The 26,366-nt window shown below is 72.7% G+C and carries 26 protein-coding genes and 1 pseudogene; 12 read left to right on the top strand and 15 right to left on the bottom strand.

The annotated features are described in order from the left end of the window. Positions 1-117 precede the first annotated feature (117 nt). Entirely contained in the window at positions 118-279 is a 162-nt protein-coding gene (locus ACIRO3_RS24155) for a hypothetical protein (RefSeq protein WP_037792689.1), read from the bottom strand. A 310-nt stretch (positions 280-589) separates the two neighbouring features. On the opposite strand from ACIRO3_RS24155, the gene ACIRO3_RS24160 reads away from it, so the two are divergent. The 3 genes from ACIRO3_RS24160 to ACIRO3_RS24170 all read left to right on the top strand — a co-directional run bounded on the left by ACIRO3_RS24160 (position 590) and on the right by ACIRO3_RS24170 (position 3,750). Beyond that, positions 590-1,735 carry an SMI1/KNR4 family protein gene (locus tag ACIRO3_RS24160; protein WP_404140071.1) on the top strand — a complete coding sequence of 382 codons (1,146 nt, stop codon included), beginning with the start codon at positions 590-592 and terminating at the stop codon, positions 1,733-1,735. 156 nt (positions 1,736-1,891) lie between these two features. Continuing rightward, positions 1,892-2,641, top strand: coding sequence for a transposase family protein (locus tag ACIRO3_RS24165; protein ID WP_404140074.1), 750 nt, complete (start codon positions 1,892-1,894; stop codon positions 2,639-2,641). A 368-nt stretch (positions 2,642-3,009) separates the two neighbouring features. Further along, positions 3,010-3,750: a class I SAM-dependent methyltransferase gene (locus ACIRO3_RS24170; protein WP_365999017.1), complete on the top strand. Its 741-nt coding sequence runs from the start codon at positions 3,010-3,012 to the stop codon at positions 3,748-3,750. Positions 3,751-3,855: 105 nt separating this feature from the next. Here ACIRO3_RS24170 and ACIRO3_RS24175 read toward each other — a convergent pair whose 3' ends face one another. Then, positions 3,856-4,587 (bottom strand): hypothetical protein, encoded by a 732-nt coding sequence (locus tag ACIRO3_RS24175; protein ID WP_361772417.1) that lies wholly within the window; start codon positions 4,585-4,587, stop codon positions 3,856-3,858. Positions 4,588-5,039: 452 nt separating this feature from the next. Here ACIRO3_RS24175 and ACIRO3_RS24180 point away from each other — a divergent pair, with 452 nt between their 5' ends. Continuing rightward, entirely contained in the window at positions 5,040-5,468 is a 429-nt protein-coding gene (locus ACIRO3_RS24180) for a hypothetical protein (RefSeq protein WP_361772419.1), read from the top strand. A 133-nt stretch (positions 5,469-5,601) separates the two neighbouring features. Here ACIRO3_RS24180 and ACIRO3_RS24185 read toward each other — a convergent pair whose 3' ends face one another. Together ACIRO3_RS24185 and ACIRO3_RS24190 are read right to left on the bottom strand one after the other, a co-directional pair. Further along, positions 5,602-6,882 carry a DUF2254 family protein gene (locus tag ACIRO3_RS24185; protein ID WP_404140078.1) on the bottom strand — a complete coding sequence of 427 codons (1,281 nt, stop codon included), beginning with the start codon at positions 6,880-6,882 and terminating at the stop codon, positions 5,602-5,604. A 574-nt stretch (positions 6,883-7,456) separates the two neighbouring features. Next, complete coding sequence (locus ACIRO3_RS24190; protein ID WP_404140081.1) at positions 7,457-7,606, bottom strand: hypothetical protein; 150 nt, start codon at positions 7,604-7,606, stop codon at positions 7,457-7,459. A gap of 55 nt (positions 7,607-7,661) precedes the next feature. On the opposite strand from ACIRO3_RS24190, the gene ACIRO3_RS24195 reads away from it, so the two are divergent. After that, positions 7,662-7,787, top strand: coding sequence for a hypothetical protein (locus tag ACIRO3_RS24195; protein WP_404140084.1), 126 nt, complete (start codon positions 7,662-7,664; stop codon positions 7,785-7,787). A 280-nt stretch (positions 7,788-8,067) separates the two neighbouring features. Here the strand turns inward: ACIRO3_RS24195 and ACIRO3_RS24200 are convergent, their stop codons facing one another. The 5 genes and pseudogenes from ACIRO3_RS24200 to ACIRO3_RS24220 form a co-directional block, all read right to left on the bottom strand. Beyond that, entirely contained in the window at positions 8,068-9,072 is a 1,005-nt protein-coding gene (locus ACIRO3_RS24200; RefSeq protein ID WP_404140086.1) for a methyltransferase, read from the bottom strand. 97 nt (positions 9,073-9,169) lie between these two features. Continuing rightward, the gene (locus ACIRO3_RS24205) at positions 9,170-9,799 is read right to left on the bottom strand and encodes a helix-turn-helix domain-containing protein (protein ID WP_404140088.1); all 630 of its coding nucleotides are present in this window, start codon (positions 9,797-9,799) and stop codon (positions 9,170-9,172) included. Positions 9,800-9,902: 103 nt separating this feature from the next. Then, positions 9,903-10,103 (bottom strand): annotated as a pseudogene (locus tag ACIRO3_RS24210) (DedA family protein); the annotation flags it as partial. A 242-nt stretch (positions 10,104-10,345) separates the two neighbouring features. Next, positions 10,346-12,973 carry a DUF6493 family protein gene (locus ACIRO3_RS24215; protein ID WP_404140091.1) on the bottom strand — a complete coding sequence of 876 codons (2,628 nt, stop codon included), beginning with the start codon at positions 12,971-12,973 and terminating at the stop codon, positions 10,346-10,348. Further along, positions 12,970-14,403: an SWIM zinc finger family protein gene (locus tag ACIRO3_RS24220; protein ID WP_404140094.1), complete on the bottom strand. Its 1,434-nt coding sequence runs from the start codon at positions 14,401-14,403 to the stop codon at positions 12,970-12,972. Before ACIRO3_RS24220 ends, ACIRO3_RS24215 begins: the two co-directional genes overlap by 4 nt. Positions 14,404-14,599: 196 nt before the next feature. On the opposite strand from ACIRO3_RS24220, the gene ACIRO3_RS24225 reads away from it, so the two are divergent. Next, positions 14,600-15,157, top strand: coding sequence for a pyridoxamine 5'-phosphate oxidase family protein (locus ACIRO3_RS24225; RefSeq protein WP_404140098.1), 558 nt, complete (start codon positions 14,600-14,602; stop codon positions 15,155-15,157). A gap of 48 nt (positions 15,158-15,205) precedes the next feature. On the opposite strand, the gene ACIRO3_RS24230 is transcribed toward ACIRO3_RS24225, so the two are convergent. Continuing rightward, positions 15,206-15,541: a hypothetical protein gene (locus ACIRO3_RS24230; protein ID WP_404140101.1), complete on the bottom strand. Its 336-nt coding sequence runs from the start codon at positions 15,539-15,541 to the stop codon at positions 15,206-15,208. A gap of 90 nt (positions 15,542-15,631) precedes the next feature. On the opposite strand from ACIRO3_RS24230, the gene ACIRO3_RS24235 reads away from it, so the two are divergent. Beyond that, positions 15,632-16,477 (top strand): class I SAM-dependent methyltransferase, encoded by an 846-nt coding sequence (locus ACIRO3_RS24235; protein WP_404140103.1) that lies wholly within the window; start codon positions 15,632-15,634, stop codon positions 16,475-16,477. A gap of 213 nt (positions 16,478-16,690) precedes the next feature. On the opposite strand, the gene ACIRO3_RS24240 is transcribed toward ACIRO3_RS24235, so the two are convergent. Further along, a complete protein-coding gene (locus ACIRO3_RS24240; protein ID WP_404140106.1) occupies positions 16,691-17,332 on the bottom strand; it encodes a sortase domain-bontaining protein in 642 nt (213 codons plus the stop codon). A 355-nt stretch (positions 17,333-17,687) separates the two neighbouring features. Further along, positions 17,688-18,986 carry an alpha/beta hydrolase gene (locus ACIRO3_RS24245; RefSeq protein WP_404140109.1) on the bottom strand — a complete coding sequence of 433 codons (1,299 nt, stop codon included), beginning with the start codon at positions 18,984-18,986 and terminating at the stop codon, positions 17,688-17,690. A gap of 266 nt (positions 18,987-19,252) precedes the next feature. Here ACIRO3_RS24245 and ACIRO3_RS24250 point away from each other — a divergent pair, with 266 nt between their 5' ends. From ACIRO3_RS24250 to ACIRO3_RS24260, 3 genes are all read left to right on the top strand, one after another. Continuing rightward, positions 19,253-19,873, top strand: coding sequence for a TetR/AcrR family transcriptional regulator (locus tag ACIRO3_RS24250; RefSeq protein ID WP_404140112.1), 621 nt, complete (start codon positions 19,253-19,255; stop codon positions 19,871-19,873). A 139-nt stretch (positions 19,874-20,012) separates the two neighbouring features. Continuing rightward, positions 20,013-20,384 carry a hypothetical protein gene (locus ACIRO3_RS24255; RefSeq protein WP_404140115.1) on the top strand — a complete coding sequence of 124 codons (372 nt, stop codon included), beginning with the start codon at positions 20,013-20,015 and terminating at the stop codon, positions 20,382-20,384. Positions 20,385-20,455: 71 nt separating this feature from the next. After that, positions 20,456-21,511: a DUF4436 family protein gene (locus ACIRO3_RS24260; protein WP_404140118.1), complete on the top strand. Its 1,056-nt coding sequence runs from the start codon at positions 20,456-20,458 to the stop codon at positions 21,509-21,511. Between the two features lie 68 nt (positions 21,512-21,579). On the opposite strand, the gene ACIRO3_RS24265 is transcribed toward ACIRO3_RS24260, so the two are convergent. Further along, the gene (locus ACIRO3_RS24265) at positions 21,580-22,092 is read right to left on the bottom strand and encodes a hypothetical protein (RefSeq protein WP_404140121.1); all 513 of its coding nucleotides are present in this window, start codon (positions 22,090-22,092) and stop codon (positions 21,580-21,582) included. Between the two features lie 387 nt (positions 22,093-22,479). Continuing rightward, complete coding sequence (locus ACIRO3_RS24270) at positions 22,480-22,881, bottom strand: hypothetical protein (protein ID WP_404140124.1); 402 nt, start codon at positions 22,879-22,881, stop codon at positions 22,480-22,482. Between the two features lie 10 nt (positions 22,882-22,891). On the opposite strand from ACIRO3_RS24270, the gene ACIRO3_RS24275 reads away from it, so the two are divergent. Together ACIRO3_RS24275 and ACIRO3_RS24280 are read left to right on the top strand one after the other, a co-directional pair. Beyond that, the gene (locus tag ACIRO3_RS24275; protein ID WP_404140126.1) at positions 22,892-24,208 is read left to right on the top strand and encodes a helix-turn-helix domain-containing protein; all 1,317 of its coding nucleotides are present in this window, start codon (positions 22,892-22,894) and stop codon (positions 24,206-24,208) included. Positions 24,209-24,290: 82 nt separating this feature from the next. Next, positions 24,291-25,238: an immunity 49 family protein gene (locus tag ACIRO3_RS24280; protein WP_404140129.1), complete on the top strand. Its 948-nt coding sequence runs from the start codon at positions 24,291-24,293 to the stop codon at positions 25,236-25,238. Between the two features lie 22 nt (positions 25,239-25,260). Here ACIRO3_RS24280 and hisC read toward each other — a convergent pair whose 3' ends face one another. After that, the gene (gene hisC, locus ACIRO3_RS24285) at positions 25,261-26,343 is read right to left on the bottom strand and encodes a histidinol-phosphate transaminase (RefSeq protein WP_404140132.1); all 1,083 of its coding nucleotides are present in this window, start codon (positions 26,341-26,343) and stop codon (positions 25,261-25,263) included. Positions 26,344-26,366: the final 23 nt, after the last annotated feature.

The raw sequence follows: 26,366 nt of genomic DNA on the forward strand, positions 1-26,366 counted from the left end.
TACTCCACCCTCTTTGAGCAACCAATGTTGGGGGGGGGTCCACCCCCCCGGGGGGGGGGGGGCCCCCCCGGGGGGGGGGGGGGCCCCACCGCCGCACATCTGTGGGATACGGGCCGCCTACCAGCGGTACCAGCGGCCACTGCCCCCCTTCGGGCGGGCAACGAATCCGATCAGCCACAGCACCAGAACGGCGATCGCGACCCACCAAAGGATCTTCACCGCGAAACCGGCACCGAAAAGGATCAGAGCGAGCAGAAGAACAAGAAGCAGGGGAACCATGATTATCAACCTCCGAAGCGCCTACTGCCCGTGATCCCCGTTCTCACACGCTCGCCTTTCCTTTGCCATTCCCGCCGGTGGCACCTGCGCACGCACTGAGCTTCTTCGAGTAGCCACCGATCGGGTGATTGTGACTGAGCGCTTCACGCGGCGAGTGAGCGCTGTGGTGAGCGGCTGCAGCGTCCGGTGCTTGCAGCTTGGTGAGCCGAGACAAGGGTTCACTCGAATTTGCCGGCCTGAACGCCAACACGGCGGGCAAGGCCGGTGAGCGACGACCAAGCTGTCAGTGTCTGACTCTAGGGTCAGCCCTATGACAGCAGACCTGGTCCAGGACTCATGGACTCGCATCGACGCGTGGCTGCGCGAGCACGCGCCCCGCACTTTCGCCACGCTTCGGCCGCCCGCAGGAGACGAGGAGATCGCGGCAGCGCAAGAGGAACTAGGTGTCACCTTTCCTCCGGACCTGGTCGCTTCACTCCTCCGACACAACGGGGCGCTGGAGGGACCTGACGCTTTCCAGTTCAGTACGGGCGACCGGCTGCTCGGAGTGAGCGGGATCCTCGGGGCTACCGGATTCATGCGCGGCATCGACCAAGGCCTCGACGGGGAGGCCGAGGGCTACTGGCTTCGCGACTACGTAAAATTCGGTTCTTATGACGTGACGTCGGACGGTGTCCTGGTGGATTGCCGTACTGGGCGGGACTCCTTCGGTGCGATCGGACGGTTCTTCGACGAGACCGGCACCAGTTTCGGACAGGCCGCCTCGCTGGGTGAGTATCTGGCCGAACTGGCCGGCAAGCTTGAGCGCGGCCAGGACGCTGGGGTCGTCACGTTCAACGGTCGGCTGTTCTGGGAGGGGCCTCTGCCTGTCAGGCCGGAGTGCAGTGCCGACGAGCCCCTTCCCGCACCGGATGAGCAGCTGCCAGAGCTGGACCTGTCCCACAGTCCCACCGACCTCCTCCACGTGAGCCACCTGGACGGACATGAGGAACTCGGTGCACTGATCGCGATCCTGCCGTATGAGCAGGTGGTTGAGGCCGCGCGGAAGCAGCTGCGCAGACTGGCGGTCGAAACGGGCCTGAACAACTACCCGGAGGTCAAGGCAGCCCTGGACGCGTGGGAGCACGGTGGGGCCCCACCACGGCCGGACCAAACCGCCCCGCTCGCCTTGCGACTCCGCGCCGTGCTCGCGCAGGCCGACACCGGCCGAGACAACACTCGCCGGTGGGCCGCGGAGAAGATAGCCCTCGGGATCTGGGGGTCCCCCTACAGGTCCGTGTGCGAGAGCGCAGACATCAGAAGTCACTTCACTCTCGACTGGCGTGCGGATCTGCATGCGGACCTGGGAACCCCGCCACTGCCACCGATACCTGACGACCGATTCTGGGGAACCCTGAGCAACCCCGCCGTCGATTCCAGCTGGTACGCAGCTCAGTACGCCCAAGAGCAGGCCTGACCTCAGGGGTTTCGGTTCCGCGTGAGCGCTTCATGCGGTGGGTATCGCCAGATGAAGCGCTCAGCCAGGGTGATGGATCGTGAAGCGCAACGAGCGAGGCCCTCGAGCTGTTGATCGAGATGTTTGACGTCTCAATCACGATGTTCGGAGGCCTCGTTGGTCGTCCATCCTGCCGCACTTGACCTGCCGCATGCCCTCGTGGAGTGGGTCACCATGCTGATCGTCACCCGTGAGGGCAACCGCCGCTGCAAGCTCCGTCCGTCTCAGCGCGCGATGGTGGCACTGGTGTACCTGCGCGAGCACACCACTCTGGCGAAGATCGCAGCTGGTTTCGGGATCAGCGAGTCCACCGCCCACGCCTACACCAACGCGGTCGTCGATCTGCTCGCCGACCAGGCGCCGGGCCTGCTGAAGACGCTGCGCGAACACGAACCGGACTTCGTCCTGCTGGATGGCACCCTCGTCGAGTGCGACCGGGTCGGCGATGGCCGGGCCGACTACTCCGCCAAGCACCGGCGGCACGGCGTGAACGTGCAGGTCGTCACCGACCCGGGCGGCCGGCTGCTGTGGCTCTCGCCCGCCCTGCCGGGCCGCGCCCACGACCTGACCGCCGCTCGCACCCACCGAATCATCCGGATTTGCGAGCGCCAGGGCGTTGCCATCGTGGCCGATCTCGCTTACCAAGGTGCTGGCCCATGGCTGACGACCGGCATCAAACGCAGACCCCTGCAGGAACTGACCCCCACCAAAAAAAACCTCAATCAGGCACTGGCCGCAGCGCGAGCACCCGTCGAACGCGGCGCCGCGAGGCTGAAGTCCTGGCGAATCTTCCGCAGGTCGCGATGCAGCCCCAACCGCATGACGTCAATCGCCAAGGCCATCCTCACACTTGAGCGGCATCGCTGAAGAAGCTCACTGATCGCCGCACATTCATGCCGGCCCCCCTCACACCTCACCGCGGCACGACTCCGTCGTCGTCGAACAGCCGGCCGGTGGGGCGGGATGGTGACGGCGTTGGGGTGCGTCTTGGTGGGCGCGTACAGCCCCGCCGGCCGGGGGCGGTGTCGAAGGCGCCGGGGCCGGGGGGGGCGGGAGGCGCCGGCTCGGCGTCTGTCCGTTCGTCAGACCGGGACGGGGCCCGCATCTTGTGGTTTCCGCCAGTACGGACGCTCCGTCGGCGTACGCGAGACTGCCCGCCAGAGGCCGCGGGGATGCCCGGTACGGGGGTGGGCCCGCGAACGAACGCATGACGAAGTGTGGGGGATGACAGCACTGTGAGCACGCAACAGTACGACGAGATCGGTGAGGCGTACGAGGGCTTCAAGGCCCTGCCGCTGGAGCAGTACGCGGTGGTGCCCGGCTTCCTGGCCATGGTGGGGGACGTGCGCGGCAAGTCGGTCCTCGACCTGGCTTCCGGCACCGGTTTCTACAGCAGGGAGTTCAGGCGGCGCGGCGCCGCGGAGGTGCTCGGCATCGACATCTCCGGTGAAATGGTCGCCGTGTCGCAGCAGTTGGAGAAGAACGATCCGCTCGGTGTGCGCTACGAGGTCGGTGACGTGGCCGAGCTGCGGACCTTCGACGCGGACTTCGACATCGCCCTGGGGGTTCAACTCCTCAACTACGCACCGGACATCGCCACCACGGAACGGATGTGCCGCAACGTGCACCGGAGTCTGAAGCCCGGCGGCGAGTTCTTCCTGCTCAACCAGTCGCCCGACTTCCGCTTCGACGGACCGCCGCCGGACAGGTACGGCTTCCACACCGAACTCACCGGCGAGGAGGTCGAGACGGGACGGCGGGTGCGGACCACGGCGCTGCTCGACCCGCCGGTCTCCTTCGTCGCCAACCTCCCGCGCCGCGAGGTGTACGAGAAGTGCCTGCGGGCAGCAGGGTTCAGCGAGCCGACCTGGGTCCCGGTGACGGTGTCGGACGCCGGCGTGCGTGAGTTCGGTACGGACTTCTGGGCGGACTTCCACGCCAATCCCCCGCTGGAGATGCTGCGCTGCCGCGCCTGATCATGACCACCGGGCGGATGCCCGCCCCGGCCCGGCCCTGGTGGTTCGCCCGAGCGAGCGCCCGGGCCGGGCGTCGGTGATCGCGCCGGGGACGCGGGGCGTCGCTCAGGTCGGGGCGTTCCAGGCGGTCGTCAGCCCGTCCAGCCACGCGGGCGGCAGCTCCGCGGCGTCCCACTCCTCCCGCAGCCCCTGGGGTGAGGCGACGAGCCGCTCCAGCACGGCGATGCTGGTGACGGAGTGGACGAGCGAGTAGCGGCCGTGCACGGTGATGGCGCTGCCCGGTCCGAACGTCGCGAACAGGCGCTGCAGCCGGGTCCGGTGGGCCGTGACGAATGCCGTCAGCCGTCCGGCGTACGCGGCCCTCTGGCGGGGGGTCATCGTGCCGAGCACGGCGACGAGCACGTCGTCGGTCACCTCCGGATCCAGCTCGGAGACCGCGGTGAACGACAGGTAGAGAGGGGTGAGCGCCACCCGCGCCCGCTCCACCTCCATGCGCCCGGGGCGTGGACGTTCCTCGGCCGGGGCCGGCAGTCCGTCCGGCCCCACGACCTGGAGCAGGGTCCGCTCGGCCACGTCGCCGAGTTCCTCCAGGAGGTCCCGGGCGCCGTCGAGCCAGCCCGACTCGTACGCCTCGCCCTTGTCCCCCGGCGCACTGCGTCCGGAGCCGCTCAGCTCCTCGTGCGCGAGTGACAGCGCGCCCGCCTCCAGGAGTCCGATCAGTTCCCGTGCGTCGCCGGAAGGGACCCCCGCCCGTGCGAGGAGCTGCAGCAGCGTCGTCCTCGCGTTGTCGACACTGGCCTCGTCCGGCCACTGCCGTCCCTCGTCGGCCGTGCTCATCGAGTCCTCCTCATCGTTCGGGTGGTGCGCTGTGTCCAACGAGATCGTTCCCTTCGACGGTCCAACGTCCGACGCCCGTGCTGTGCTCCCCCGCGGTGCGACCCGTACGACCACGCGACCCGTACGACCGTGCGACCCGTACGACCGTGCGACCCGGCCGGTCGGCGCCGGGGGTGTTCACGGCGGTCATCATGCCGCAGAGCGGGGCCGATCGGGGCGTCGCGGTCAAGGCCCCGTACCCCGGGCACCGCAGGGGCGCGTGAGTGACCGGCGCCGGGTCCGCGGCCCGGGGCGGGACTCCTCGGGGGTTGCGTCCGGCGGGCCGGACCACATGGAGTCCTTGCGGGGGCCGAATGGGCGAGTGTCCGGGTGCGGAAGGTGTTCGGGCGTGTGTATGTGGTGATGGGTTCCGTGTGGATCCGTACCGGCGCCATCTCGCTTGAGGAGTTCCCATGAAGCGTCTTCCCGTGATCGGTGTGCTCTGCGCCACCGCGGTCTTCGGTCTCACCGCCTGCTCCGACGACAGCAGCTCCCCGGCGGAGGAGGCCACCAAGGCCGCGAGTGAGTTGTGCAGCGATCTCACCGGACTCAAGGCCGACAACGCCAAGCTCAAAGCGCTCAACCCGTCCTCCGCGACGAAGGACCAGATCAAGGATGCCGTCCAGGCCGTCCAGGACGACTGGAACAACGTCAAGGAGAACACGAAGCAGCTCAAGGAGGCCGAGCGCTCGGCCGTCCAGAGTGCCGCCGAGAACCTGAAGAAGTCCTACGATTCCCTGCCGGGCGACACCACGGGTCAGAACGCGATGACCCAGTTGCAGCCCCAGATCCAGCAGCTGGACGAGGCCACGACCGCCGCGTCCACCCGTCTGAAGTGCTGACGCAGGCACCACGGCGGTGACCTCGGCGTACGGCGGGCCGGCCCGGGACGGGCCGGCCCCGGGTCGTTCGGCTCGAAACCGTCCGGCCCAGGACGGGCCGGCCGGCGCGACGGCGGCCGGCGGGGCGGCGGGGTCAGGCGGCTTCGGCGGGGGTCCAGACGAGCGGGTACGTCTCGTTGCCGGTGCGCTCGACCCACTGGAGCCGGTCGTACAGGACGGCGCGCCGGCGCTCGGGGGCCCGTTCCGCGAGGGCGCTCAGCAGGTCGCGCATTCTGCGCAGGGCCATCGGGGATCCGGCGGCGGCGAAGAGCACGTCGTCGATGGCGGTGCGGACGTACCGGTCCCAGTCGGGCACGGGGACGCTCACCCGCAGCCGTCCGGCGGGGTCGTCGAACCCGCCGATGTCCAGGTCCCGGCCGGCGAGGCGGGTCAGCAGGTCTTCGAGCCGGTCCAGGGCCTCCACCGCCGTGGCGGGGTCGTTCACGGCCGGGGACAGGGCGCGCAGCGCGATGTCGGCGAGGAGCCGGAACGGCAGTTCGGGGTCCTGGTCGAAGCTCCGCTCGACCCCTGTCGTCAGGGCCGCGTGCAGCGCCGCTCCGGTCGGGCCGTCCGCCGTCACCTCGGCGAGCGTCGTGCCGGCCGACAGGGTCACGCCCGGGGCGACACGGAAGGCGATGACGGCGTCGTGTTCCCGTGCCAGGCCCACGAGGGTCGGCACGTCGATGCGTTGGAGGACGGCCGGCGGCCCCTCCCAGCGGACCACCGTACGGCCCGCACCGATGTGCGACGGCTGCCCGGCGGAGGTTCCGTCCCCGTGGGTGGGGGGCGCGCCCGGGGCGTAGGGGCGTGCGTACAGGTTGTCGTACACGTGGTGCGCGCGGGTGGCGATCGCGGTCAGCGAGTGGCCGAGCTGGATGGAGTTGAACGCCCTCATCTGGAGCGACCTCATCAGGCCGAGTGCGATCAGCGTGAGGATCATGGCGATGCAGGGAACGAAGGCGGAGACGTTCTCGTGGGCGCCGATGGCCAGGCCCGAGGTGACGCAGAAGACGAACACGCCGACGGTGAAGGCGAACGCCCGCCAGACGATCGGCTCGTCGCGGAACAGGCCGAGGCGCGGCGTGAACGTGGTCGAGGAGAACTGCACGACCAGGAACAGCATCGAGTAGATGATGCTCACCAGGCTGATGACACCGAAGCCGATGGTGAACAGCACGCTGACCACCCGCCCCGCGGCCACCTGGGGTCCCAGGGTGACGAGGGGCGCGACCAGGCCCAGCAGCAGGCCGACGACCGCGCAGAACAGCTGGGCCAGGTCACGGCGCAGGGCGTTCGTCGGTCGTCGGTACGTCGCGCCGCGCCGACGGCGTTCGCGTGCGCCGGGGTGGGCGGGGCCGTCGGCAGAGCCAGGCATCCGGCCTCCTTCAAGGTCGTGTCTCACGGTGGTCGGTCGCGGCCCGCGGTCGGCGCCGTCCCGGGCACCGGACCGGCCGGGCCCGGGTGGGCCCCCCGGGTGGGCCCGGGTGGGACGCGGTTCCGCGGCCGAGCACGGTCCCGCGTCGGCACGGTCCCGCGGCGGACGCGGCAGCGGCCGGCGCCCCGACCGGAACGAGGACACCGACCCCTTTCCGCCCCGAAAGGGACGAAGTGGCTTCAGCCCGGCACGATCCCACAACGGTCCGGCGTCACCAAGGACCCTCCGCTCGAACCGCGGGCGATCCGAGTGGTCCGAGTGGTCCGGCGGCGCGCCGGACGGGACCCGGGCCCCGCGCCGGAGGCCTCGATGGGCGTTGCTTGACGGCCGATCAAGTGCCGTGGGGGGGGCCGCGAACGCCGTCGCGCCGCACCCGGGGTCTCCACCGGCGAACTCGCCTCGGAGTCCGGGAGTGGGGCCCTGGCCGTGGCGGGCGGCGCCCCTCCCCGTCACGTGGTGAGGGCGCGGTCCGCACGGCGGGCGCCGGGGATTCCCAGGTCGCCGGGCGGGGGTGTCAGGCGCCGGTGTCGAGCGTGGGCGGCGTGTCGGCGAGGACGGCGTCGAGCAGTCCGGGGAAGCGGGTGTCGAGGTCCGCGCGGTGCGGCTCGACGGCCTTGTAGCGGCCGACCTTGTGCTCGCGCGTCACCCCGGATTCGCGCAGCACGCGCCAGTGGAAGGTGGCGGTGGCCTTGGTGACGTCCAGGGGGAGGCTGGCGCAGGTGCGTTCGCCGTCCGAGGAGGCGAGTTCGGACCTCGCCCGCGAACTCGGCGGGATCGCCACCGTCGGCTCCCTGACCGAACCCGACGACCTGGCCCGCCTGGTGGACGTCACCCTGGAGCGGTAGGGCCGGATCGACGCCGTGGTCAACGGAGCCGGCCACGCCAGGAACGACGCACTCCCGCGGGTCACCGACCGGGGCATGCTGCCGCTCGGCGTCGTGCGCATGGCGCGCCTGGTCACCCCGCACATGGAGGCCGCGGGCAAGGGAGCCCGCCCGCTCCCTGTAGTCGGAGCGGCGGCGCGGGCCCTGCCGACGCCTCGGGGCAGACCGGTCGCGGCGGACGGTCGCGGCAGGCCGGTCGCGGCGGACCGGTCGGCGGTGCGTGCCGCGGCGGTGATGCCGTTCAGGTCCGGCGCGCGGCCCATACGGTGCGCCGGGTGCGGACGGCCAGGTCGGGCCGGTGCAGGATGCCGTGCGCACCCGTGGTGTCCAGGAGCCGGTCGAGCGCGGCCAGGTCCTCGGGCGACAGGGTGTCGGTGACGGCGGCGCGCACGCGTCGCAGGCTGCTCAGGGCGTAGCGACCGACCGCGTTGGAGGGGGAAGCCTCGATGTTCACCGTGAGGGTCCGCTCGGCCTCGACGTCGAAGCCGGCGGCGGTGAGCATGGGTCCCCAGTCGGCGCCGCGGTGCGGAAGGTGGTTGTCGTGGCGGCGCTCACTCGCGGCGTGGCAGCGCTCCTCCAGTCCGGGGCGGTCCTCCGGGGCGTCCGCGGGCAGGAACCGGGGGAAGCCCGCCAGTTCGACGACGGCGAGGAGGCCGCCGGGCGCGAGAGCGTCGTGGACCTGGCGCAGGGTGCGTCGGGGGTCGGCCAGGTGGTGCAGGGACGCGGATGCCCACACCAGGTCGGGGCGGCCCAGGTCGGGGCGGCCCAGGTCGGGGCGGCCCAGGTCGGGGCGGCCCAGGTCGGGGCGGTCCAGGTCGGGCCGGCTCGTGTCGAGGTCGGCCTCGACGGTGTGCACCCGACCGTCCACCCCGCCGGCGCGGGCCTTTTCCACCAGGCGCCGCAGATGGGCGGCCGAGGAGTCGACGGCGGTCACCTGTGCGTCGGGGAAGCGTTCCAGCAGGGCGAGCGTGCCCGCACCGGTCCCGCATCCCAGGTCCACGATGTGCCGGGGAGCGGTCGTGACCGGCAGCCACGCGGCGATGGACGCGAGGTGTTCGGCGAGGACGTCCGCGTCCAGGTCGAGGATCTCCGCCTGGTCGTGGTCACGGTCGTGGTCGTGGGTGGAAGCGTGGTCGTGGTCGCGGGTGGGGGCGTGGTCGTGGTCGTGGGTGGAAGCGTGGTCGTGGTCGCGGGTGGGGGCGTGGTCATGGGGGGCTTGGCCGTGCGGGTGCGAGTGATGCGTCATGGAGCCAACGTAGGTCGGTCATGCCGTTTCGGCATGATCTCTTGCCGGATACGCAAGACGTCCCCCCGATGGCCGGCCGAAACCGCAACGACGTCGTTCATTGCGACGGGCGGTCCAGGCCTTCGGGGTCCCGGCCCTCGGGCTCCGGGCTCCGTGGGGTGCGCTCGCCGGCGCGCTGGTGGCCGCGGCGGGCGTCGCGGTCGAAGATGCCCAGGATCTCGCACGGTCCGCCGGCGGTGCCGATGGCGTGCGGAACCATGGTGGGGAACTCCGCGGCCTGGTTGGTCTCGATCCGGTGGCGGCGGTTGCCCAGCAGCAGGATGGCGGTACCGGACAGGACGACGAGCCATTCGCGACCCGGGTGGGCGCGCAGGCGTGCGGGGCTGTCCGGGGGTGGTTCGGTGAGGCGTTGACGTACCACGCTCATGCCGGGGTCGGCCTTGACGGGCCAGCGCATCAGCCCGTGGGCTCCGTCGATCATGGGGCTGGAGATCACGTCGTCCGTGGCGTTCTCGACGAGTTGGTCCAACGTGGTGTCCAGGGCGCGGGCGAGGGTGACCAGCTGGTCCAGGGCGAGGCGTCGTTGCCCGTTCTCGATGCGGCTGAGGGTCGACTGGCTGAGGTTGGCGCGCGCCGCGAGTTCCTCCAGTGACCACCCTTGCGCCACGCGCAGCCCGCGGATGCGCCCGCGGACCAGGCTGTCCAGTTCTCCGTGGTCTTGCGTCATGGGCAAGAGCGTATGCCCCATCCGCAAGGCGGGCGGGTTATGGACGGGGCAGGGGGACGCGTCGTGTGACCGGCGCCTACGCCCCCAGGTAGCGGAGCACCCGCCGCTCGCGCCCGAAGAGCATCCCGACGGCGGCGAAGCCGGTCAGGGAGATGATCACCTCGCTGGGCAGCGGCGGGAAGAGGTTCTCCAGGGCGATGGCCAGGCCGGCTCCCGGGCCGCCGAGCGTGTCGACGAGGTCGGCGGCCCGGCCCGCGAGGCCGTCGGCGGGTTCCCGGGGCAGCGCCGGGGTCGTGAGGTGCATGAGGGATCTCCGGGGAGGCGGGCGACGGCCCGGGGCGGTCGCCCCGGACTCCTCTCCCCATGCTGGGAAGCAACTCCCGGCGCCGGTAAGGAGGTTGGCGCCCGAACCGGTGCGGCTTCCCGCGGCGGCGACCCTGCGGGAAGCCGCAGGGGGCCGGCGATCGTGCCGGCCGTGGCGTACGCATCGTGCGTCACGGCCCGCGCCCGGTGGGCCGGCCGTCGAACCAGTGGCCCGGCCCGCCGTCAGTCGGCCGCGATCGACGTCGCCCGGTTGCGGTGGAGCGCGTCGCGCAGTCGGGCGGACTGGGTGACCAGGCGGGATCGGCCGCCGCGGGCCGCCGCGTCGGCGAGGCCGGCGGGGTCCGGCGAGGTCGCCCCGGATTGCTCCACGCAGTCGGCGGCCGTCGCGAGGAGTTCTCCGGCGCCGCGCGGGTCCCCGCCGCCGGTGAGCAGCGCGGGCAGAGCGGCGGCCAGTACGGCCCAGGTGGTGGTGTGGGCGCCGGTCGCGGCGGCGGTGCGCAGCGAGTCGGCGAGCCGGTTGGGCTTGACGGTGCCCAGGCTCAGGAGTTCGGCCAGGTCCTCGCCGAGGCGCACGGCGTCCAGCTCGGCCCGGCCGGCGAGGGTGAGGAGCGCGTCGACGGCCCGCAGCCGGTCCTCGGGGTGGCGGGCGCCGAGCGCGGTGGCCACGGCGAGGTGCAGGGCCCGGCCGGCGGGTCCACCGGTGGCGGTGATCGAGGGCAGTTCGGCGGTACCGTCGCGGGATTCGTGGAGGGCGCAGGCGGTGATGGTCGGGAGCCACCAGGCGGCCAGGGTCTCCCGGTCCTCGGGCAGGACCGCGATCAGCCGGGCGTCGTCGCCACCGTCCCAGCAGCGCTCGTGCGCCGTGCGTGCGCCGGCCAGTTCGTGGAACGCGTCCGGGAACCCGGCGAGCACGGTGGGGCGAGCGCCGGTGTCCAGTACGAGGTGGGCGGGGGTCGCCCCGTACCCGTACCGCACGGCGGACGCGGTGCGGCGGGTGACGGGCGCGGGCTGTCCGGCGGCGCCGAGCCAGTCCGCCAGCCGGTGTCCTTCGGGGGTGTCGAGGGCGGTGGCGTCGGGGATGGCCGCGGGGTCGCGGCGGACCCTCAGCAGGGCCTGGGCGAAGTCCGTCGGGGCGGGCTCTTCGCCGAGCCGGCGGTACTCGGTGAGCCGCTCCACCAGCACGTGGGGGTCAAGGGAGCCCGTGTCGACGGTGGGTGTCGCGAGGAGGAAGGGCAGCGGGCGGGTCGTGACGCGCCGCGCGGCCTCGGCCAGGCGGGCCCAGACGACGGCGTGGAGGCCGGTGTGGTGGCAGTCGGAGCGCCACGACACGAGTGGCTCCGGTGGCGTGCCGGTCGGGTGCATGTCCATGACGGCGGCGGCGACGTGTTCCAGGCCGGGCAGCTCACTGGTGTAGTGGCGGGCCTGTTCGGGATCGAGCCACCAGCGGCCCGCCAACGCGGGGCGCAGTGCCTCGGCGAGGGCCGCCCGGTCCCGGTGGGCGTGCCGTACCAGCCCGTCCAGGGCGCGCTCGAACTCCTCGACGGTCGCGGTGCGGGAGTTGACGACCGCCGCGACGAGCTCCACGGTCTCCTGGACGGTCCCCGGGGTCGGGGCGAGCGGGGACGGGACGGGGGGCGGCGGCAGGATCTCCCGGTACGGGCCGGTGTCCTCGGCGGGCGCGGCGGCCGGCCCGAAGTGGTCCACCGCCCGGGCGCGGTGGGTGGGGCTCAGCAGGCGTGCCCGGTCGGCGAGTTCGGTGCGCAGGTCGGGATCGTCGGTGAGGTGCGCCGCGGCGAGCTTCAGGGCCCGCTCCTGGATGTCGGTGTCCGGGTGGCCGAAGGCCTCGCCGAGCGCGGGCAGCAGTTCCGGGGCGGCGGCCGGGTCGCGGCCGAGTTCCTTGCCGATCAGTACGAGTTGGGCGCGCACCAGCTTCTTCTCGGGGCGGAAGAGGGCGGCGGTCGACATCTCGGCGAGGGTGCGGGGCGCGAGACGGCCCGCGGTCGCGAGCCGGGCCAGGGTCTGCTGGGCGTGCCCGGCGACGGCGGACGGGGCGTCGGCGGTCAGCGCGATCCAGTCGGCGGTGCGCTCCGCCTCTTCGTCCTCGGTGGGGTGGAGGGCCCGCAGGATGGCCTGGTAGGGCTTCAGTTGGGCGGGTTTGCCGCCGCGCAGCAACCGGGCGACGCAGCCGTCCAGCAGTACGGCGCGCTCCAGGCGTCCTTCGTCGGCGAGGCCGGCCAGTGCGGCCGGCCAGTGCTCGGGTTGGTCCGGTTCGCAGCGCCAGGCGAGGGCGGCGACCGGTTCGACGGTCTCGAAGAGGCGCGGCACGAGCGCGGTGAGGTGGGGGTCGTCGCGCAGGGCTCGCGTGAGCCGGGTTCCGGACGCGCCCGCGGCCGTCGCCCAGCCCTCGACGCAGCCGTCGGTGGTGGGCATCGGGCAGTCGGCGAGTCGGACGAGTTCGCTGATCAGCGGGTAGTCCTCTTCGGCGGTGCCGGCCCGGGCGGCGAGCCGGTGGGCGAGGTCGCCGAGCCACCCGGGTTCCCGGCCGGCCAGTACGTCGAGCAGGGCGGCGATGGGGCGCTGCTGCCAACGGCGCATGTCGCGGGCGCCGATCCAGCCGGCGGCGGCCGCCGCGCCGCTGTGGCAGCCGGCTCCGGCGACGACCAGGGCCTGGCTCATCAGGTCCCGTTCCTGCCAACGGTCCCAGCCCGAGGCGCGCAGTTCGGTGCGCAGTTCCTTCAAGGCGGCGAGCAGGGCCCGGCGCTGTCCGGGGTCCAGCGGCTTGAGGAGTCCGGGTACGTCGGCGGTACGGCCCGCCCGAACGGCTTCGAGGACGTCGTCGGTGGCGTTCATCGTGCGGCTCCGGAAGGGGCGGGGGCGGTGGAGTTCGTGGAGGTGGGGTTCGAGGTGGTGGTGGAGGCTGCGGCACGCAGGGCCATGCGGGTGGCGAGGGCATGCTTGCAGGGGCCGCGGCGGCCCCGGTGGTCGGCCCACCACTGGCAGGTGCAGCTGAGGGCGCCGCCCGACTCGCGTACCTGGTAGCGGCGTTCGCCGGAGGCCACGACGGCGGTACCGGCACGTTCCAGGGTGACGGCTCCCGCCTCCAGCAGGGCGCGGGCCGCGATCAGGCGGGGGTTGTGGCGCTCGGCGCGCCGGGCGTCGTAGGGGAGTTCACGGTGGAAGTAGGCCGCTTCGGCGATGTCGTAGCCGACCCGGCCGGCCGTACCGAGGCGGGTGAGGGCGGCCCGGACCCGGGCCACCGGGAGGCCCGACTGCTCGGCGAGGTCGGCCGGATCGATGCGCGGCTCCCACGCGAGCAGGACGGAGATCAGCTCGGCGTCCTCGGCCGCGGCGTCGGTGGCGAGGGCCTCCAGGACGCCGCCCTCGCCCGAGAACCCGCGGTCGGCCCGCGGGGAGAGGGTGAGCGTGAGCCGCATGCCGGGCAGACCCACTTCCCACGCGGACGCGGTGGGGTGCGCGCCGTCCGCCGCGGGACCGTACACGCGCAGGGCGGTGGCGTGTCGCAGCACCCGCTGGAAGGCGGTGAGGCGTTCGGGGCCGGGCAGACACACCGCGCCGGGCACCGGGCGGGTGGTGGGGCGCAGGGTACGCCCGGCGGGGACCACCCACAGGGCGGCGCTCGCGGCTCCCCCGCCCGCCGTGGTGCGCGGCAGGGAGCGCAGGAAGCGCGTCGTCTCGGCGGCGGTCAGTTCGGCACGGAGGTCGAAGCCGGTGGTGACGGCCTGGGCCTCGGCGAAGCCGCGCAGCCAGCGGTCCGGCAGGGGGACCTTCTTCTCGACGACCGGGCCGTCGAGGGTGGTCACCGCCATCTCGTCGGGTCCGACCCGCAGGTGCAGCGGATCGTCGCCGGCGAGTCGGGACAGCGCCTCGCGCAGCGGGTTGTTGACGTCCACGTTGGTGGTGCCGTGGCCGGTGTCGGCGCCGCGCAGCCCGTCGGGCAGCACGTCCAGCCGGGCGTACACGCCGCAGCAACCGGAGAAGGACTCGAACCGCAGCCGGTCGCCGTTGCCCGTGACCACCGGGTCGAGGGAGGCGCGCAGGGTGCGCTGGTGGTAGCGGGCCGACGCCACGTCCGCGACGGCCAGCAGGGCCCGCGCGGCTGCCTGGGGTGCGCTCAGGAACCCGGAGAAGAACTGCGGACGGGCATCGGCCCCGGCCGGCGTCAGGCCGCCCGCCGTCTCCAGGTCGAGGACCCGGCCCGCCGCGACCGAGGTCAACGAGGAGGGGCGGGCGTAGGCGAAGGTGTGTGCGGTTCGCGTCATGTCCGAGACGCTAGGTGAGACCACTGACAGCGCCGGGGGTCCGGAGCACGGGGGCGGAGGGGCGGGCGTGGGGGGTGTGGGGTGCGGGCGGGATGGGCGTGGGGGACGGTGTGGGGTGCGGGGTGGTCGCCGCCCCGGTGCGGGCATGTCCGTCGGGGCGGCCGGTCGTTGTGCGGGGAAACGAAGGAGAACCGCCATGCCCGCACAGGGACCCGCCGACCGTCCCACGACCGAGCTCGACGGCCGCTACAGCTCCGCGCTCCATCCCCGCCCCGGCGCCGCGGACGTCACCGCCACCGAATGGGCCGACGCACAGCGGCAGTTGGAGACCGCCGAGATCTTCTGGGTGTCCACGGTACGCCCCGACGGCCGGCTTCACGTCACTCCCGTGATCGCCGCCTGGCACGAGGGGGTGCTGTACTTCTCGACCGGCCCGGGCGAGCAGAAGGCGAGGAACCTCGCCGCGAACGGCCACTGCGCGCTGACCACCGGGGGGAACTCCCTCACCGAGGGGCTCGACCTCGTGGTCGAGGGCACGGCGAAGCCGGTGGCCGATCCGGCGGTGCTGGAGGAGGTGATCGCGGCGTACGAGGCGAAGTACGGCGCACACATCACCTCGCCCGAGGGCACCTTCCACGGGATCGGCGACGCCTTCCGGGCGGGTGGCGCGGTGGTGTTCGCGGTGGCCCCGGACACCGCGTACGGCTTCGGGCGGGACGACGGGCTCTACAGCCACACCCGGTGGACGTTCTGAGCGGCGGGCCGCTCGGGGGCCCGTCGGTGGGCACCCGGCGGCCGGGCGTCACGGCTGCCGCGCGGTGAGTCCCCCGTCGGGTGTGAGGGTGAAGTCAGTGGGGGACATCCTGCCGGTGTCGCGGACCGTCTCGCCGTACGCGTCGAGGTGGATGTCCTCGGCCTTGCCGTAGTGGATGCGGGCCTGTGCGGCGTGCGCCCAGGAGTTGGTCCGCACGTGCGTCGACCAGACGCCCATGGTTTCGCTCCTCCAAGGGCCCCAGCTGCGTTCGGGGTAGAGTGCCGGCGTCCTGCCCTGGTGGAAGAGCAGGCCCGTGAGGGCGAGCACCGCCATGGCCAGGAGCCCCAGGCTCCACGCGGTGGCACGGTGACGGTTCAGCGGCACGGGCCTCACTCCTGACGATCGGTCGGGACGGACGGGCTCTCGGGCGGACGGGCTGCCGGAATCGGGTACGCGAGTGTCAGGATGCTCGGCATGTCCGATCGCGCACTGAGTTTCGGGGCCATGGCGCAAGCGTACGAACGGTTCCGGCCGGGGTATCCCGACCGGCTCTTCGACATGGTCGCGGCGTACGCCAGCCATCCGGTCCGGACCGCGCTCGAAATCGGTGCGGGGACGGGCAAGGCGACCCGCCTCTTCGCCCGACGGGGGGTCGCGGTCACCGCCACCGAGCCTGACGGGGCGATGCTCGCCGAGCTGCGCGAGCACGTGCCGGCGCACGTCAGGACGGTGCGGGCGGCGTTCGAGGACGTGCCGTCGGGCGAGAGGTACGGGCTGGTCTACGCGGCGGCGGCGCTGCATGGGACGCGCGCGGAGGGTCGGTGGTCGCGCGTGGCCGGGCTGCTGGAGCCGGGCGGTGTGTTCGCCTCGTTCGGTGGCCCGTTCCGACTGGCCGACCCGGCCGTGGAGGAAGCCGTGCGTGCGGCACGGGCGCCGTTCCTGGAGAGCGACGAGGTCCCCTCACCGGACGGGACGCCGCCGGGGAACGACATGCAGTGGCCGGGTACGGAACTCCAACGGTCGGAGTGGTTCACCGATGTCCGACAGGCCCTGATCACACGGCGCTTGCGATTGTCTTCGCGGGACTACGTCGGCCATCTGTCGACGGTCTCGGCCTGTCTCGTGCTGCCCGCCCCGGTGCGCGAGCGGCTGTTCGGTCGGATCGCGCGGGTTCTCCCGGAGGCGGTGGAGGTCGATGCCGACCTCACCGTCCACCTCGCCCGCAGGCGTCCCGAGCGGCAGCCCGTCGCCCCGTGTCCGCAGGCCGGTGACCGCAGGCCGGTGACCGGGCCGGTGACCGGTGACATCACGTCGGGGTGACCGATGCCGGCGTGGGGCGGCCGGCCTAGCGTCAGTGACGTCACCACGCCTTCCGAAAGGGTTCATGGCGGCCGACTCCCGCGTCTTCCATACCGGCGCGACCATCACCACCTGCTCGACGCCCCGGAAGTGAGTACGCCCTTGTTGTTCCGTTCCAGTCGGGTAGGAGGCGGGGCCCGGCCGAGGGACACCCGGGCGGCGCGGGGCGCAGGCTCAGGGCGTGGTGGCCGTGAGGACGCCGATCTTGTCGATGCGGTGTTCGGGGTTGTTCTGCGCGTCCCGCCAGTGGTTGCCCGCCGCCTCGTCCTCGGGGGTGAGACAGGTGGTCACGGTGATCATCGCGCGGCTGGGTACGGCGCCCGGGGAGCCCGGGACAGCGGCCCGTTGAGCGTCCATGGACGCCGGCGACCGGAACGACGTCGTACGCGTCGCGGTGACGGTGTACTCGTACTTCACACCGCCGGCGGTGACGTACACCGCCGACCCGTTCGGCAGGGACGGCAACGCCCGCAGGGGGCCGCCCGCGACGACGCGGTGGCCCGTGACGATGTAGTTGCCCACGTCACCGGGCCCGACCCCGCCGCCGGGCCCGTGCGGGCTCGCCGCCGCGCCCTGGTCCTGGATCCGGGTGCCGGGGGCGTCGTCGGGTGTTCCCTGGTACGGGACCACCGTGAGCCCGGACACGCCGATCGCGGGGATGGACAGGGCGGCTGTCCGGACGGCGGTGACGGCGCGGCCGGGTGGTGCCGCCGCGTTCGACGTGGAGGCCGGCGCGGCCGGGGCCGCCATCAGTACGGCGAGGGCGGCGCCGGCGAACACCGCCGGCACGGCGCGGAAGGCTGGGCGCATGGGCATGGCGACATCCGTGGTCGAGTGGGCCGCACAGGGCGAAAACGGCCCGGGGCTCTCGTTCCAGCGTTGCACAGGGGAGTCCGCGCGGCAGCCCGTGGCCGGATGTCGCATGGCGAGTGCCCATCCGCGACCCCGCGGCAGGCGGCGTCGTCGACGTCGAGCGCCGTACGCAACACGGTTCGACACCCCGGCGGCAACAGGGTGAAGGCGATCGTGGTCAGGGGCAGCCCGGCCCACTGCGGGAACTGGCTGTCGATCAGGCGCCTGACCTCGCCGTGACCGCTGGGGAACACCGCGGGCGGGGTCCCCATCGGGGATCCCCACCAGCGGCAGCGCGTTCGGCTCCCCAGCCCGTCGGTCATTCACGGTCTCCCGCGAACTTCTCCAGGAAGGCGGGGATGTCCTCGCGGGTGGGGTGGTCGGGCAGGGGTGCCGGTTCGTCCTGGAGGAAGGCGTCGATGACTGCGGCGGCCCGTTGGTCGTTGTCGTCGAGGCCGTTCCACATGTGGTGTCCGACCCCGGGCATGTACTGGGTGCGCCGGATGCCGGGGGTGTCGGCGAGGATCGCCGTCGCCCACTCCCGGAGCTGGGAGGAGCATTCGGCGATCATCAACATCGCAGGGGTCCGGGAGCGCCTCAACTGCGGGGCGATGGAGGCCGATTGTTTGATCGTCTGCTGGACGCGGAGACTGGCGGCGGCGCTGAAGGAGAAGGTGCGCGCAGTGTCCTCCTCGGGGATGCGGTGCGCGTCGCGGGCGCAGTAGGCGGAGGCCGTGTCGCTGCCGAGGTCCGCGGCGGTGAACGCGTTGACGCCCTCGGCCTGGCCCACCAGTGCGCTGTCGGGGCCGAGGAGTCCGAGCCGCATCAGTCCGAACGCGGTCGCATAGCGCGGGACGTGCGTCGATCGTGGTCCGGTCATGGGCGGGGCGATGGCGCGCGCGGACGGCAGGCCCCGGTGTCCGGTGACCCGCGCGGTGGGCCCGTCCATCGGTCCCGGCTCGGCGATGACGGCCCGGTGGACGCGCGGGGCGAGCGTCGGGTCGGCGAGGGCGCGGGTGAGCACGACCGCGCCCGAGGAGAATCCCAGGACGTCGACGCCGCCCTTGCCCAACCGGCCGATGAAGGCGTCGAGGTCGCGGACCGACCGGGAGATCGAGTACTGGTCCATGGGCAGCAGATCGCTCCGTCCGCCGCCGGCCTGCTCGTAGGCGTGGACGTCGTAGCCCTGCCGGGCGAGCAGTCGCAGGAAACGGTGGTCGAGAGTCGAGATGCCGCGCACGGGTCCGCCGTGGAGGTACACGAGCGGAACGGGGTGCCGGGCGCCGGAGCCGGCGGGCGGGTAGTGGTAGACCGCGACCCGGCTGCCCGTGGTCAGGGTCCAGTGCTGCGTGGCCACGAACGGCAGGGCCGGTGGTGCGCGCCGCGCCGTGGGCACGGTCGGGATGCAGACGGACGCCGTCAGCACCGCCGCGACGACCACGGGCAGGAACGGTACGAGCCGTGCCCACCCGGCGCGGAGGCGACCGCGCCACAGCGCGGCGGCGACCGCGATGCCGAGGGCAGCCGACCACGCGACGAGCCCCGAGCCCGCCCCGTCCGTGAGGACGATCAGCGCCAGGAAGAGGACGACCGGTGCGAGGACGGCGACCGCGGCCACGAGCAGGCGGCGGACGGCGACGAGGGCGCGGCGTAAGGCGGATCGTCGGCCTGTGCGTCGGGCGACGGGTCGTGGGGCCGGGCGTGGGGCGGGGCCTATGCCGGAACGAGGGGCGGGGCGTGGGGCGGGCGGTGGCACGGGTGTCCCCCGAAAGGTTCGGAACGGGCGCGGAGTGGATACGGAGCGGAACGGACACGAAACGGATGCGTGGATGGTTTCAGAACGATGTTTCAAAACGATGTTATCAGCACGGGTAGGCTGGTCCCGTGGGTAGGCCCAGAACGAACGACGCCGCGGTCAGAGAGCGGCTTGTGGCATGCGCGACCGAGATGTTCGCCACCCGTCCGCGGGAGTCGGTCACGGTCCGCGCCCTGGCGGCCGCCGCCGGGACGTCGACGGCCGCGGTGTATACGCTGTTCGACGGCAAGGACGCGCTGGTCGGCGAGGTGCGCGACCGGGCGGTAGCGGGGCTGTTCCGGGACCTGTCGGCGGTACCGACCTCCGGCGACGTGTTCGCCGACCTGTACGCGCTGGCTGCCGCGTACCGGCGGTGGGGTGCCCAACACCCCCATCTCTACACGGTGTTGTTCGGCGGTGCGCAGTCCTTCGATCCGTCGGGGGCGGTCGGCACCCGCGACCCCGTCCGGCCGCTGGTCGCGGCGATCGACCGCGCGGTGGCGGAGTCCGTCCTCGACGGCGAGGCGACCCTGATCGCCGTCTCGCTGTGGGTGACCCTGCACGGACTCGTCACGCTCGAACTCGCCGGAGCCCTCGACGCCGTCACGGCCGAGAGCGCCTTCGCGGCGGCGGTGCGGGCGGCGCTGCGCGGCTGGGCGACCCCCGAGGCGTTCGGCCGGCTCCGGCGCGCCGACCGGCCCGGCGACTGACTGCGGTACGGACCCGGTGACGACCGAACGGACCCGGCTGACGTCGGTACGGATCCACTGACGACCGTACGGACCCACTGATGACCCGTACGGGCCGTACGGGCCCACTGACGGCTATGCGAGAGGAGAGCGGGAGTCGATGACGTTCAAGGAGGGCCGGCGGGTGAAGCTGGCCGCGGACACCAGGCTGACCGATTCGATCGAGGTGTCGGGGCTCGTCGTCGGGTTCCTGTCCCTGGCGGCGGGCACCGAGGGGAGCGTCGAGCGGGTGGTCGAGCACCGGGAGCAGAGCGACGGTGTCCGCGAGTACGAGCGCCTCAAGTCGCTGCTCGACTCGTTCGGCGGCGAGATGCCCGAGGCGAGCAGGAAGCAGCTCGAAGAGAAGGTCGGCTCGCTGGAGCCCGAGTGGGTCGCCTTCCAGGAACAGGGGCCGCGCGTGACGGTGCGCGTCCGTTTCGACAACGGGTTCGTCCTCGACGAGGCGGACGCGGGCGTCTTCACCCCTGCCTGAACCGGCGGCACACGCCGCTGACCGGCCCACTCCACCTGGCGGCCGGGCGGGGCCGCCCGCAGCATCGGATCATGGCCGACAGTGGCGGGTGGGCGGGGCCGGCGGGACGGGAGGTCGCGGCCCGGCACCTGCGCCGGGGCGTGGACGCCGTCCAGGACGTGAGCCGGCGCGGTGCCGAACTCCCCTGGCGGACCCTGGTGGCCGCGCTGGCCGTCCTCGCGCTGGTCTGTGGGGTCGGGATCGGTCTGTACCTCGACGAGCGCAACACCCGGCAGCAGACCTTCGTCATCGGCCCCGAGCAGGCTCCGGACCGCATCGACGTCGACGCCGACATCCAGCTCACCGATCCCACGCTGCACCAGATCACCCTGCGGCTCACCGTCACCCCCGTCGGCCGCTACGAGGGCCCCGACGGCTACCCGACGCAACCCCTCACCCTGCACACGAACACCACCGGGCAGCAGGCGCTCACCTTCGCCGGGGGCAGTGGGCTGTGGATGCGCGACATCGACCTCCCGCTCGAAGGCGGCACCTCCTCGGACTACCCCTTCGACCGCTACTCCGCCGAGTTCGCGTTCGCCGCGACGATGGGCGACTCGACGGAGCGGGTGCCGATCGTGCTGTGGTTCCACGACAGTGACCCGTACTTCACCTACAAGCCGGGCGCGGGCGCGTACCAGGGCCGGTCCGTCCACCTGGTCAGCGAGGTCAAGCGCTCACGCAGCACCTTCATCCTCGCCTGGTTCATGATCGCCGCCATGTGGGCCGTCGCCCTCGCGATCGTCACCGCCTGCTGGCTCGTCGTCGGTCAGGGCCGCGGCCTGGTCTGGCCCGCGCTCGGCTGGATGGCCGCCAGTCTCTTCGCCCTCGTCGGCCTGCGCAACGCGGCCCCCGGTTCACCCCCGAACGGCTGCCTGCTCGACTACCTCGCCTTCTACTGGGCCGAGGCCCTCATCGTCCTGAGCCTCACCGTGCTCGTCTTCCACGGCATCCGCATCGAGCACCACCACGGCGGGCCCCTCACCGAGGGGCTCCCGAGCGGGTCGACGGGACGCGCCCGATCGCCGCGCAGGCGCGCCGTCCCGGCCGGCCACCGGCGCCGCCGCCATCGCTTCCACCGCTCCTGACCCCGGCCCGGGCGGCCCCCGGCCGGGGACGGGCGGACGGGCGGACGGGCGGACGGTCATCGGGGGGCTCAGCAGAAGGACGTGCCGGACGGGGGTACGAAGGTCGCGGCGCGGGACCCTTCGGCCTCGACCTTCACGTCCATGGCTCCGCGGCCGGCCGCGGTGAAGGAGGTCGGCATCTGCAGGTCGTCCGGGAATTCGTCGATGGTGATGTCGTGACCGACGTGGACGACGGACAGTGAGCCGCGGCATCCCGTCGAGTCGGGCGGGACGCTGCCCTCGGCGATGCCGTCCTGCGGGCCGACCGAGAGGGACGGGCGGTCCATGAGCGTGTAGCGGAACTCGTACGTGGGCGCCGTGGGAGACGTGGGAGACGTCCGGGGCGGGCCGGCCGCGTCGCTCTTGCGGGTCATGTCCACCCAGAACCGGCTGAGTCGCACCTCGACCGCACCGCACGGGCGCTCCGTCTGTTCCGGGCGGAAGTTCAACCCGTCCCCGTCGATGGTCAGGGCCTTGCTCCCGTAGGAGCCGCTGGTGCTCTTCAAACCGGCGAGGTACCGGGCCAGCTTTCCCGTGTCCATGGCCTTGGTGTCCGCGCACTCCCCGCCCGCGCCCGCCGAGGCCGGGGCCGGGGGCGAGGTGGGGGCGGGTGTGGGGTTCCCGGGCGGCGGGGTCGGGGTCAGGGTCGGGGTCGGGGTCGGGGTCGGGCAGGCGGATGTGGATCGGCTCTCGGCGGTTCCGGAGGCGGCCGGTGCGCCCTCCGAACAGCCCGCGACGGCGAGTAACACCAGGGAAACCGCCGGAAGAACGGGTCGTGTCGAGCCGCGACGCATGTGTGCTCCAGCCATGGGACGGAGGGGTGCCGTGCCATGGTCGCAGGAGTGGGAGCGGTCGTACGTCCGTACGCCGAAGCCGCCCCTCGGCTCGTGCGCGGCACCCCTGCGGTCGAACACACGGACGAGCCGGGTTCAGGAGGGGGCGTGGCCGGAACCGTCCGGGCGGTCGCGGTCGTCAGGGTGGTCGGAGTCGTCGGAGTGCTCGGTGTCGTCGGAGTGGTCGGAGTCGTCGGAGTGGTCGGAGTGGTCGGTGTCGCGGTTCCGGTTGCGGACCTCGGCCAGGATCTTCCGGGCCGGGTACCCGAGCCCGGCGACGAGGAGGGCGGCCAGGACGTTGCCGAGTACGTCGTGGCGCAGGAAGGCGTACAGCGTGGACAGGGTCATGGCGCTCTCCCCGAGTGGCGCGGCAGTTGCGGTGACGAGGGAGAGGTTCTCCGTGAACGGGCGGCTGCCGACCGGGCGGGGGACGTTGTGCCTGGTGGGAGGGGGCGCCGGGCTGGACTGCGGGTGGTCATGGCTGGACAGGGTGGTCAAGGAGGGTGCGATGTCACCGAAGAGGGAGATCCCGCAGGGCACACCGGCGGGTGATCTGGCCGTGTTCCTGGTCGGGTTGACGCGGGGTGCGACGGTGCGGGCGTTGGCGGAGCGGTTCGGCCGCAGCAGTTCGACGTGGGGGAACTACCTCAACGGGTCCCAACTGATTCCGCGAACGTTGCTGGGGAGGCTCGTCGAGGCCTACACGCCGCCGGGGGCGGCGCGGAACGTGAAGGCGGTCCGGGCACATGAGCTGTGGGGCGCGGCGGATCGGGATCGGCGCGGGCCGGCGGCCGGGGCTCTGGTGCGTCAACATCAGCGCCTCGAGGACGCGTTGCAGCAGGTCGTGAAGTACCAGGCGCTGACGGCGAACGCGGAGAAGCACCTGGCGGAACTGCGGCCGATGCTCGCGTACACGCAGAGTCGGCTGGAGAACGCACGGATGCGGTTGAGGGTGGTGGGCGATCGGGAGCGGGTACGGGTCGAACGGCAGCTCGGTCAGGCGAAGGAGCGTCTGGGCCGGGTTCAGGTCCAGCAGGAACGTGCGCGCAACCGCAGGCTGACCGCGGAGGAACAGCAGCAGTTCTGGACGACGGAGGCGCTGACCGCGCAGGAGGAGATCAACCGGCTGGAGCGTGAGGCGCGGAGCCTCGTCATCCCGTCGGGCCCGCTCGACGCCGGTCGGCAGGAGCGGAGCGGTGTCCAGGGCGCCGGGGCCCCTGAAAACACCGAAGGCATCGAAGGCACCGACAACTCCGACGGCGCCGACGACTCCGATTTCGACATGCGGCTGGAGCACATCGTCGCCGAGGGGCTGGAGGACGAGGCGCTGATCGAGGCCGACGCCCGATGCGAGGACGGGGAGGGGGACGAGGGCGAGGACGGGGACGAGTCGGGTCCCGAGGTCGAGGTCGTTGTCCCGCCCGTGTCCGGTTTCTCGTTGGACGGGCCGCCCGCCGGTGACCGCGGTGACGACGCCCGCCCTGAGGGTGCGGCCGCGTCGTACGGGGCGCTCCGGACGATCGGGAGGACTCTGGGCCAACCCGTGGTGCGGGCCCGTCTGCACGTCATCGCCGCTCTCCTGCTCCTGGGGGTCGTCGTCCTCGTGTACCCGGCGGCCGAGCTGGTGGCGAGGGAACCGGGCCGCCAGATCTGGCCCGGAGCCGTTCTCGCCACCCTGTTCGGCCTCCCGTTGGTGTACGGGGTCCTCAGGTTCGGCGCGGTGCCCGCGCGGGCGGCCCCGGTGACCGCCGTCGTCCTGCATCTCGCCTGGGTGGTGCTGCTGTTCCTCGACGCGCTGCCCTGGCCGACGCTCACCCGTCAGTGAGCCGGGAGCGGAGACCGGGGCTGTCCGAACCCGCTGGTAGCGTGCCACGTCGGGCCGAAATGATCATGAGAGGACGGTAGTCGTGCAGGTAGTGACGCCCCACGAGGTCAGCCGAGAGGCCATGACCGGGGCACTCGACGACATCCGACGAAGGACCCGGCGGCGCTGGCACTCGATGCGCTACGACGACCCGTCGCCGGCGGCGTTGCGCGGGATGCGGGACGAGCTCCTCGACCACGTGGCCGCCCGTGGCGTGGAGGACCCCGTCCTCGACGAGTCCTCGCGGTCGGCGTTGCGGACCGCGGCGGAGTGCGCCCTGGGGGAGCTGAGCGTCGGCTGCTTCCCCAACGGCGACCAGGAGATCACGTTCCCGCTCATCGGCGAACGACTGACCAGCGAGGACATCTCCTTCGAAGAGTGCGTCGAGGAGGCTCCCACGGCCAGGACGTGGCTGGACACGTTCGCGGTGTGCGTGGCCGGCGGGCTCGTGTGGGACTGGCAGCGGGTGATCGGTCTGCTGCTGCGGGACTTCGCCCGCGCGATCCACGACGGCGTGCCGTACTCGCGGCACGACGCGGTGTCGGATCCCGGGGACCTCGCCGCGATGGACGCGTTGCGCGGCTACCTGACCCGGTCGCCCGGGCACCTGCCGCGCGACTGGCCCACCGTGGCGCTGTGCAAGCCGGATGCCGAGGAACGCGGCGCGGCGGCGCGGGCGTTGGACGCGATCGGTTCCCTGACTCCGGATCAGCACCTGCTGCGGGTCCTGCTCGACGACGACCGGGAGGCTTTCGAGCAGGCGCTGGTGGTCCGGCTGGTCGAGTACCGCGCGAGCGCGGGGGTCGATGCCGAGCCCAGGACGCTGCTGCCGCTCGACGCCCTCGCCCTGGCCGTCCTCGCGGTGCAGGTGCACGCGTGGGAGCCGGCCGTACGGTCGGGCTATCTGCCGCCGGACGTCCTCGGCCGCGCGGACGCGCTGCGCCGGGCGGCGGACGGCGACCGGAACGACCTGGGCCACTGGACGGCCTAGCCGGCTCGGGTCCGGGAGCGGCTCAGGGCCGGGCGGCCGGCGGGAGCTCGAAGCCGGCGGCGGCCGCGAGGAAGGCGTCGTTCTCCTCGGGGGAGCCGATCGAGACGCGGGCTCCGTCGCCCGCGAAGGGGCGGATCGCCACGCCCGCCTCGGCGCAGTGTCGCCCGAAGTCCAGGGTCCGCTCGCCGAGCGGCAGCCACACGAAGTTGGCCTCGCTCGGGGGGACGGGCAGGCCCTGGGCGCGCAGCGCCTCGCGTACCCGTTCGCGTTCCCGGGTGGTGGTCTCCACCCGGGCCATCAGCTCGGGCTCGGAGCGCAGCGCTGCGATCGCGGCGGCCTGCGCGACGCCGTTGACGCTGAAGGGGAGGAAGGCCTTGCGGATCGCCTCGATCGTCTCGCGCTGTCCGACCACGTAGCCGATGCGCAGGCCGGCCAGGCCGTAGGCCTTGGAGAAGGTGCGCAGGACCACCACGTGGGGCCGGCCGGCGCGGAGGGCGAGGCCGTCGGGGACCTCCCGGTCGCGGACGTACTCGTGGTAGGCCTCGTCGATGACGACCAGGCAGTGGGCGGGCACCCGGTCGAGGAAGGCTTCCAGTTCGGCCGCGTGGACCACGGAGCCGGTGGGGTTGTTCGGGTTGCAGACGAAGATCAGGCGGGTCCGCTCGGTGATCGCGGCGGCCATCGCGTCGAGGTCGTGCGCCCCGTCGCGCAGGGGGACCTCGACGGCGGTGGCGCCGGAGAGCCGGGTCAGGATCGGGTAGGCCTCGAAGGAGCGCCAGGCGTACATGACTTCGGTGCCGGGTTCGGCGACGGCTTCCAGGAGCATCTGGGAGACGCCGACCGAGCCGCAGCCGACGGCGATCTCGTCCTCGGCGACCCCGAAGCGCGCGGATATCTCGGCGGTCAGCTCGACGCAGTTGTTGTCCGGGTAGCGGTGGACGCCGAGGGCCGCCTCCTCGATGGCCTTGACCACGGCGGGGAGCGGGCCGTACGGCGACTCGTTCGCGGCGAGCGGGTACGTACGGCCCTCGGGGGAGCGCACCGGCGCGCCCGGCTTGAAGTTCACGAGTCGGTCGAGCACCGAGCGGAAGGTGGGTTCGGGCATGTGTGTCTTCTCCTGTGGTGATC

This window comes from Streptomyces sp. NPDC102278 (genome assembly GCF_044766345.1).
Classification (GTDB): Bacteria; Actinomycetota; Actinomycetes; order Streptomycetales; family Streptomycetaceae; genus Streptomyces.

Coding starts and splice junctions, on each gene's coding strand:
- ACIRO3_RS24155 (WP_037792689.1), bottom strand. CDS start 279: ATGGTTCCCCTGCTTCTTGTTCTTCTGCTCGCTCTGATCCTTTTCGGT.
- ACIRO3_RS24160 (WP_404140071.1), top strand. CDS start 590: ATGACAGCAGACCTGGTCCAGGACTCATGGACTCGCATCGACGCGTGG.
- ACIRO3_RS24175 (WP_361772417.1), bottom strand. CDS start 4,587: ATGAGCACGGCCGACGAGGGACGGCAGTGGCCGGACGAGGCCAGTGTC.
- ACIRO3_RS24180 (WP_361772419.1), top strand. CDS start 5,040: ATGAAGCGTCTTCCCGTGATCGGTGTGCTCTGCGCCACCGCGGTCTTC.
- ACIRO3_RS24185 (WP_404140078.1), bottom strand. CDS start 6,882: ATGCCTGGCTCTGCCGACGGCCCCGCCCACCCCGGCGCACGCGAACGC.
- ACIRO3_RS24200 (WP_404140086.1), bottom strand. CDS start 9,072: ATGACGCATCACTCGCACCCGCACGGCCAAGCCCCCCATGACCACGCC.
- ACIRO3_RS24205 (WP_404140088.1), bottom strand. CDS start 9,799: ATGACGCAAGACCACGGAGAACTGGACAGCCTGGTCCGCGGGCGCATC.
- ACIRO3_RS24215 (WP_404140091.1), bottom strand. CDS start 12,973: ATGAACGCCACCGACGACGTCCTCGAAGCCGTTCGGGCGGGCCGTACC.
- ACIRO3_RS24220 (WP_404140094.1), bottom strand. CDS start 14,403: ATGACGCGAACCGCACACACCTTCGCCTACGCCCGCCCCTCCTCGTTG.
- ACIRO3_RS24225 (WP_404140098.1), top strand. CDS start 14,600: ATGCCCGCACAGGGACCCGCCGACCGTCCCACGACCGAGCTCGACGGC.
- ACIRO3_RS24235 (WP_404140103.1), top strand. CDS start 15,632: ATGTCCGATCGCGCACTGAGTTTCGGGGCCATGGCGCAAGCGTACGAA.
- ACIRO3_RS24240 (WP_404140106.1), bottom strand. CDS start 17,332: ATGCCCATGCGCCCAGCCTTCCGCGCCGTGCCGGCGGTGTTCGCCGGC.
- ACIRO3_RS24255 (WP_404140115.1), top strand. CDS start 20,013: ATGACGTTCAAGGAGGGCCGGCGGGTGAAGCTGGCCGCGGACACCAGG.
- ACIRO3_RS24260 (WP_404140118.1), top strand. CDS start 20,456: ATGGCCGACAGTGGCGGGTGGGCGGGGCCGGCGGGACGGGAGGTCGCG.
- ACIRO3_RS24265 (WP_404140121.1), bottom strand. CDS start 22,092: ATGGACACGGGAAAGCTGGCCCGGTACCTCGCCGGTTTGAAGAGCACC.
- ACIRO3_RS24275 (WP_404140126.1), top strand. CDS start 22,892: ATGTCACCGAAGAGGGAGATCCCGCAGGGCACACCGGCGGGTGATCTG.
- hisC (WP_404140132.1), bottom strand. CDS start 26,343: ATGCCCGAACCCACCTTCCGCTCGGTGCTCGACCGACTCGTGAACTTC.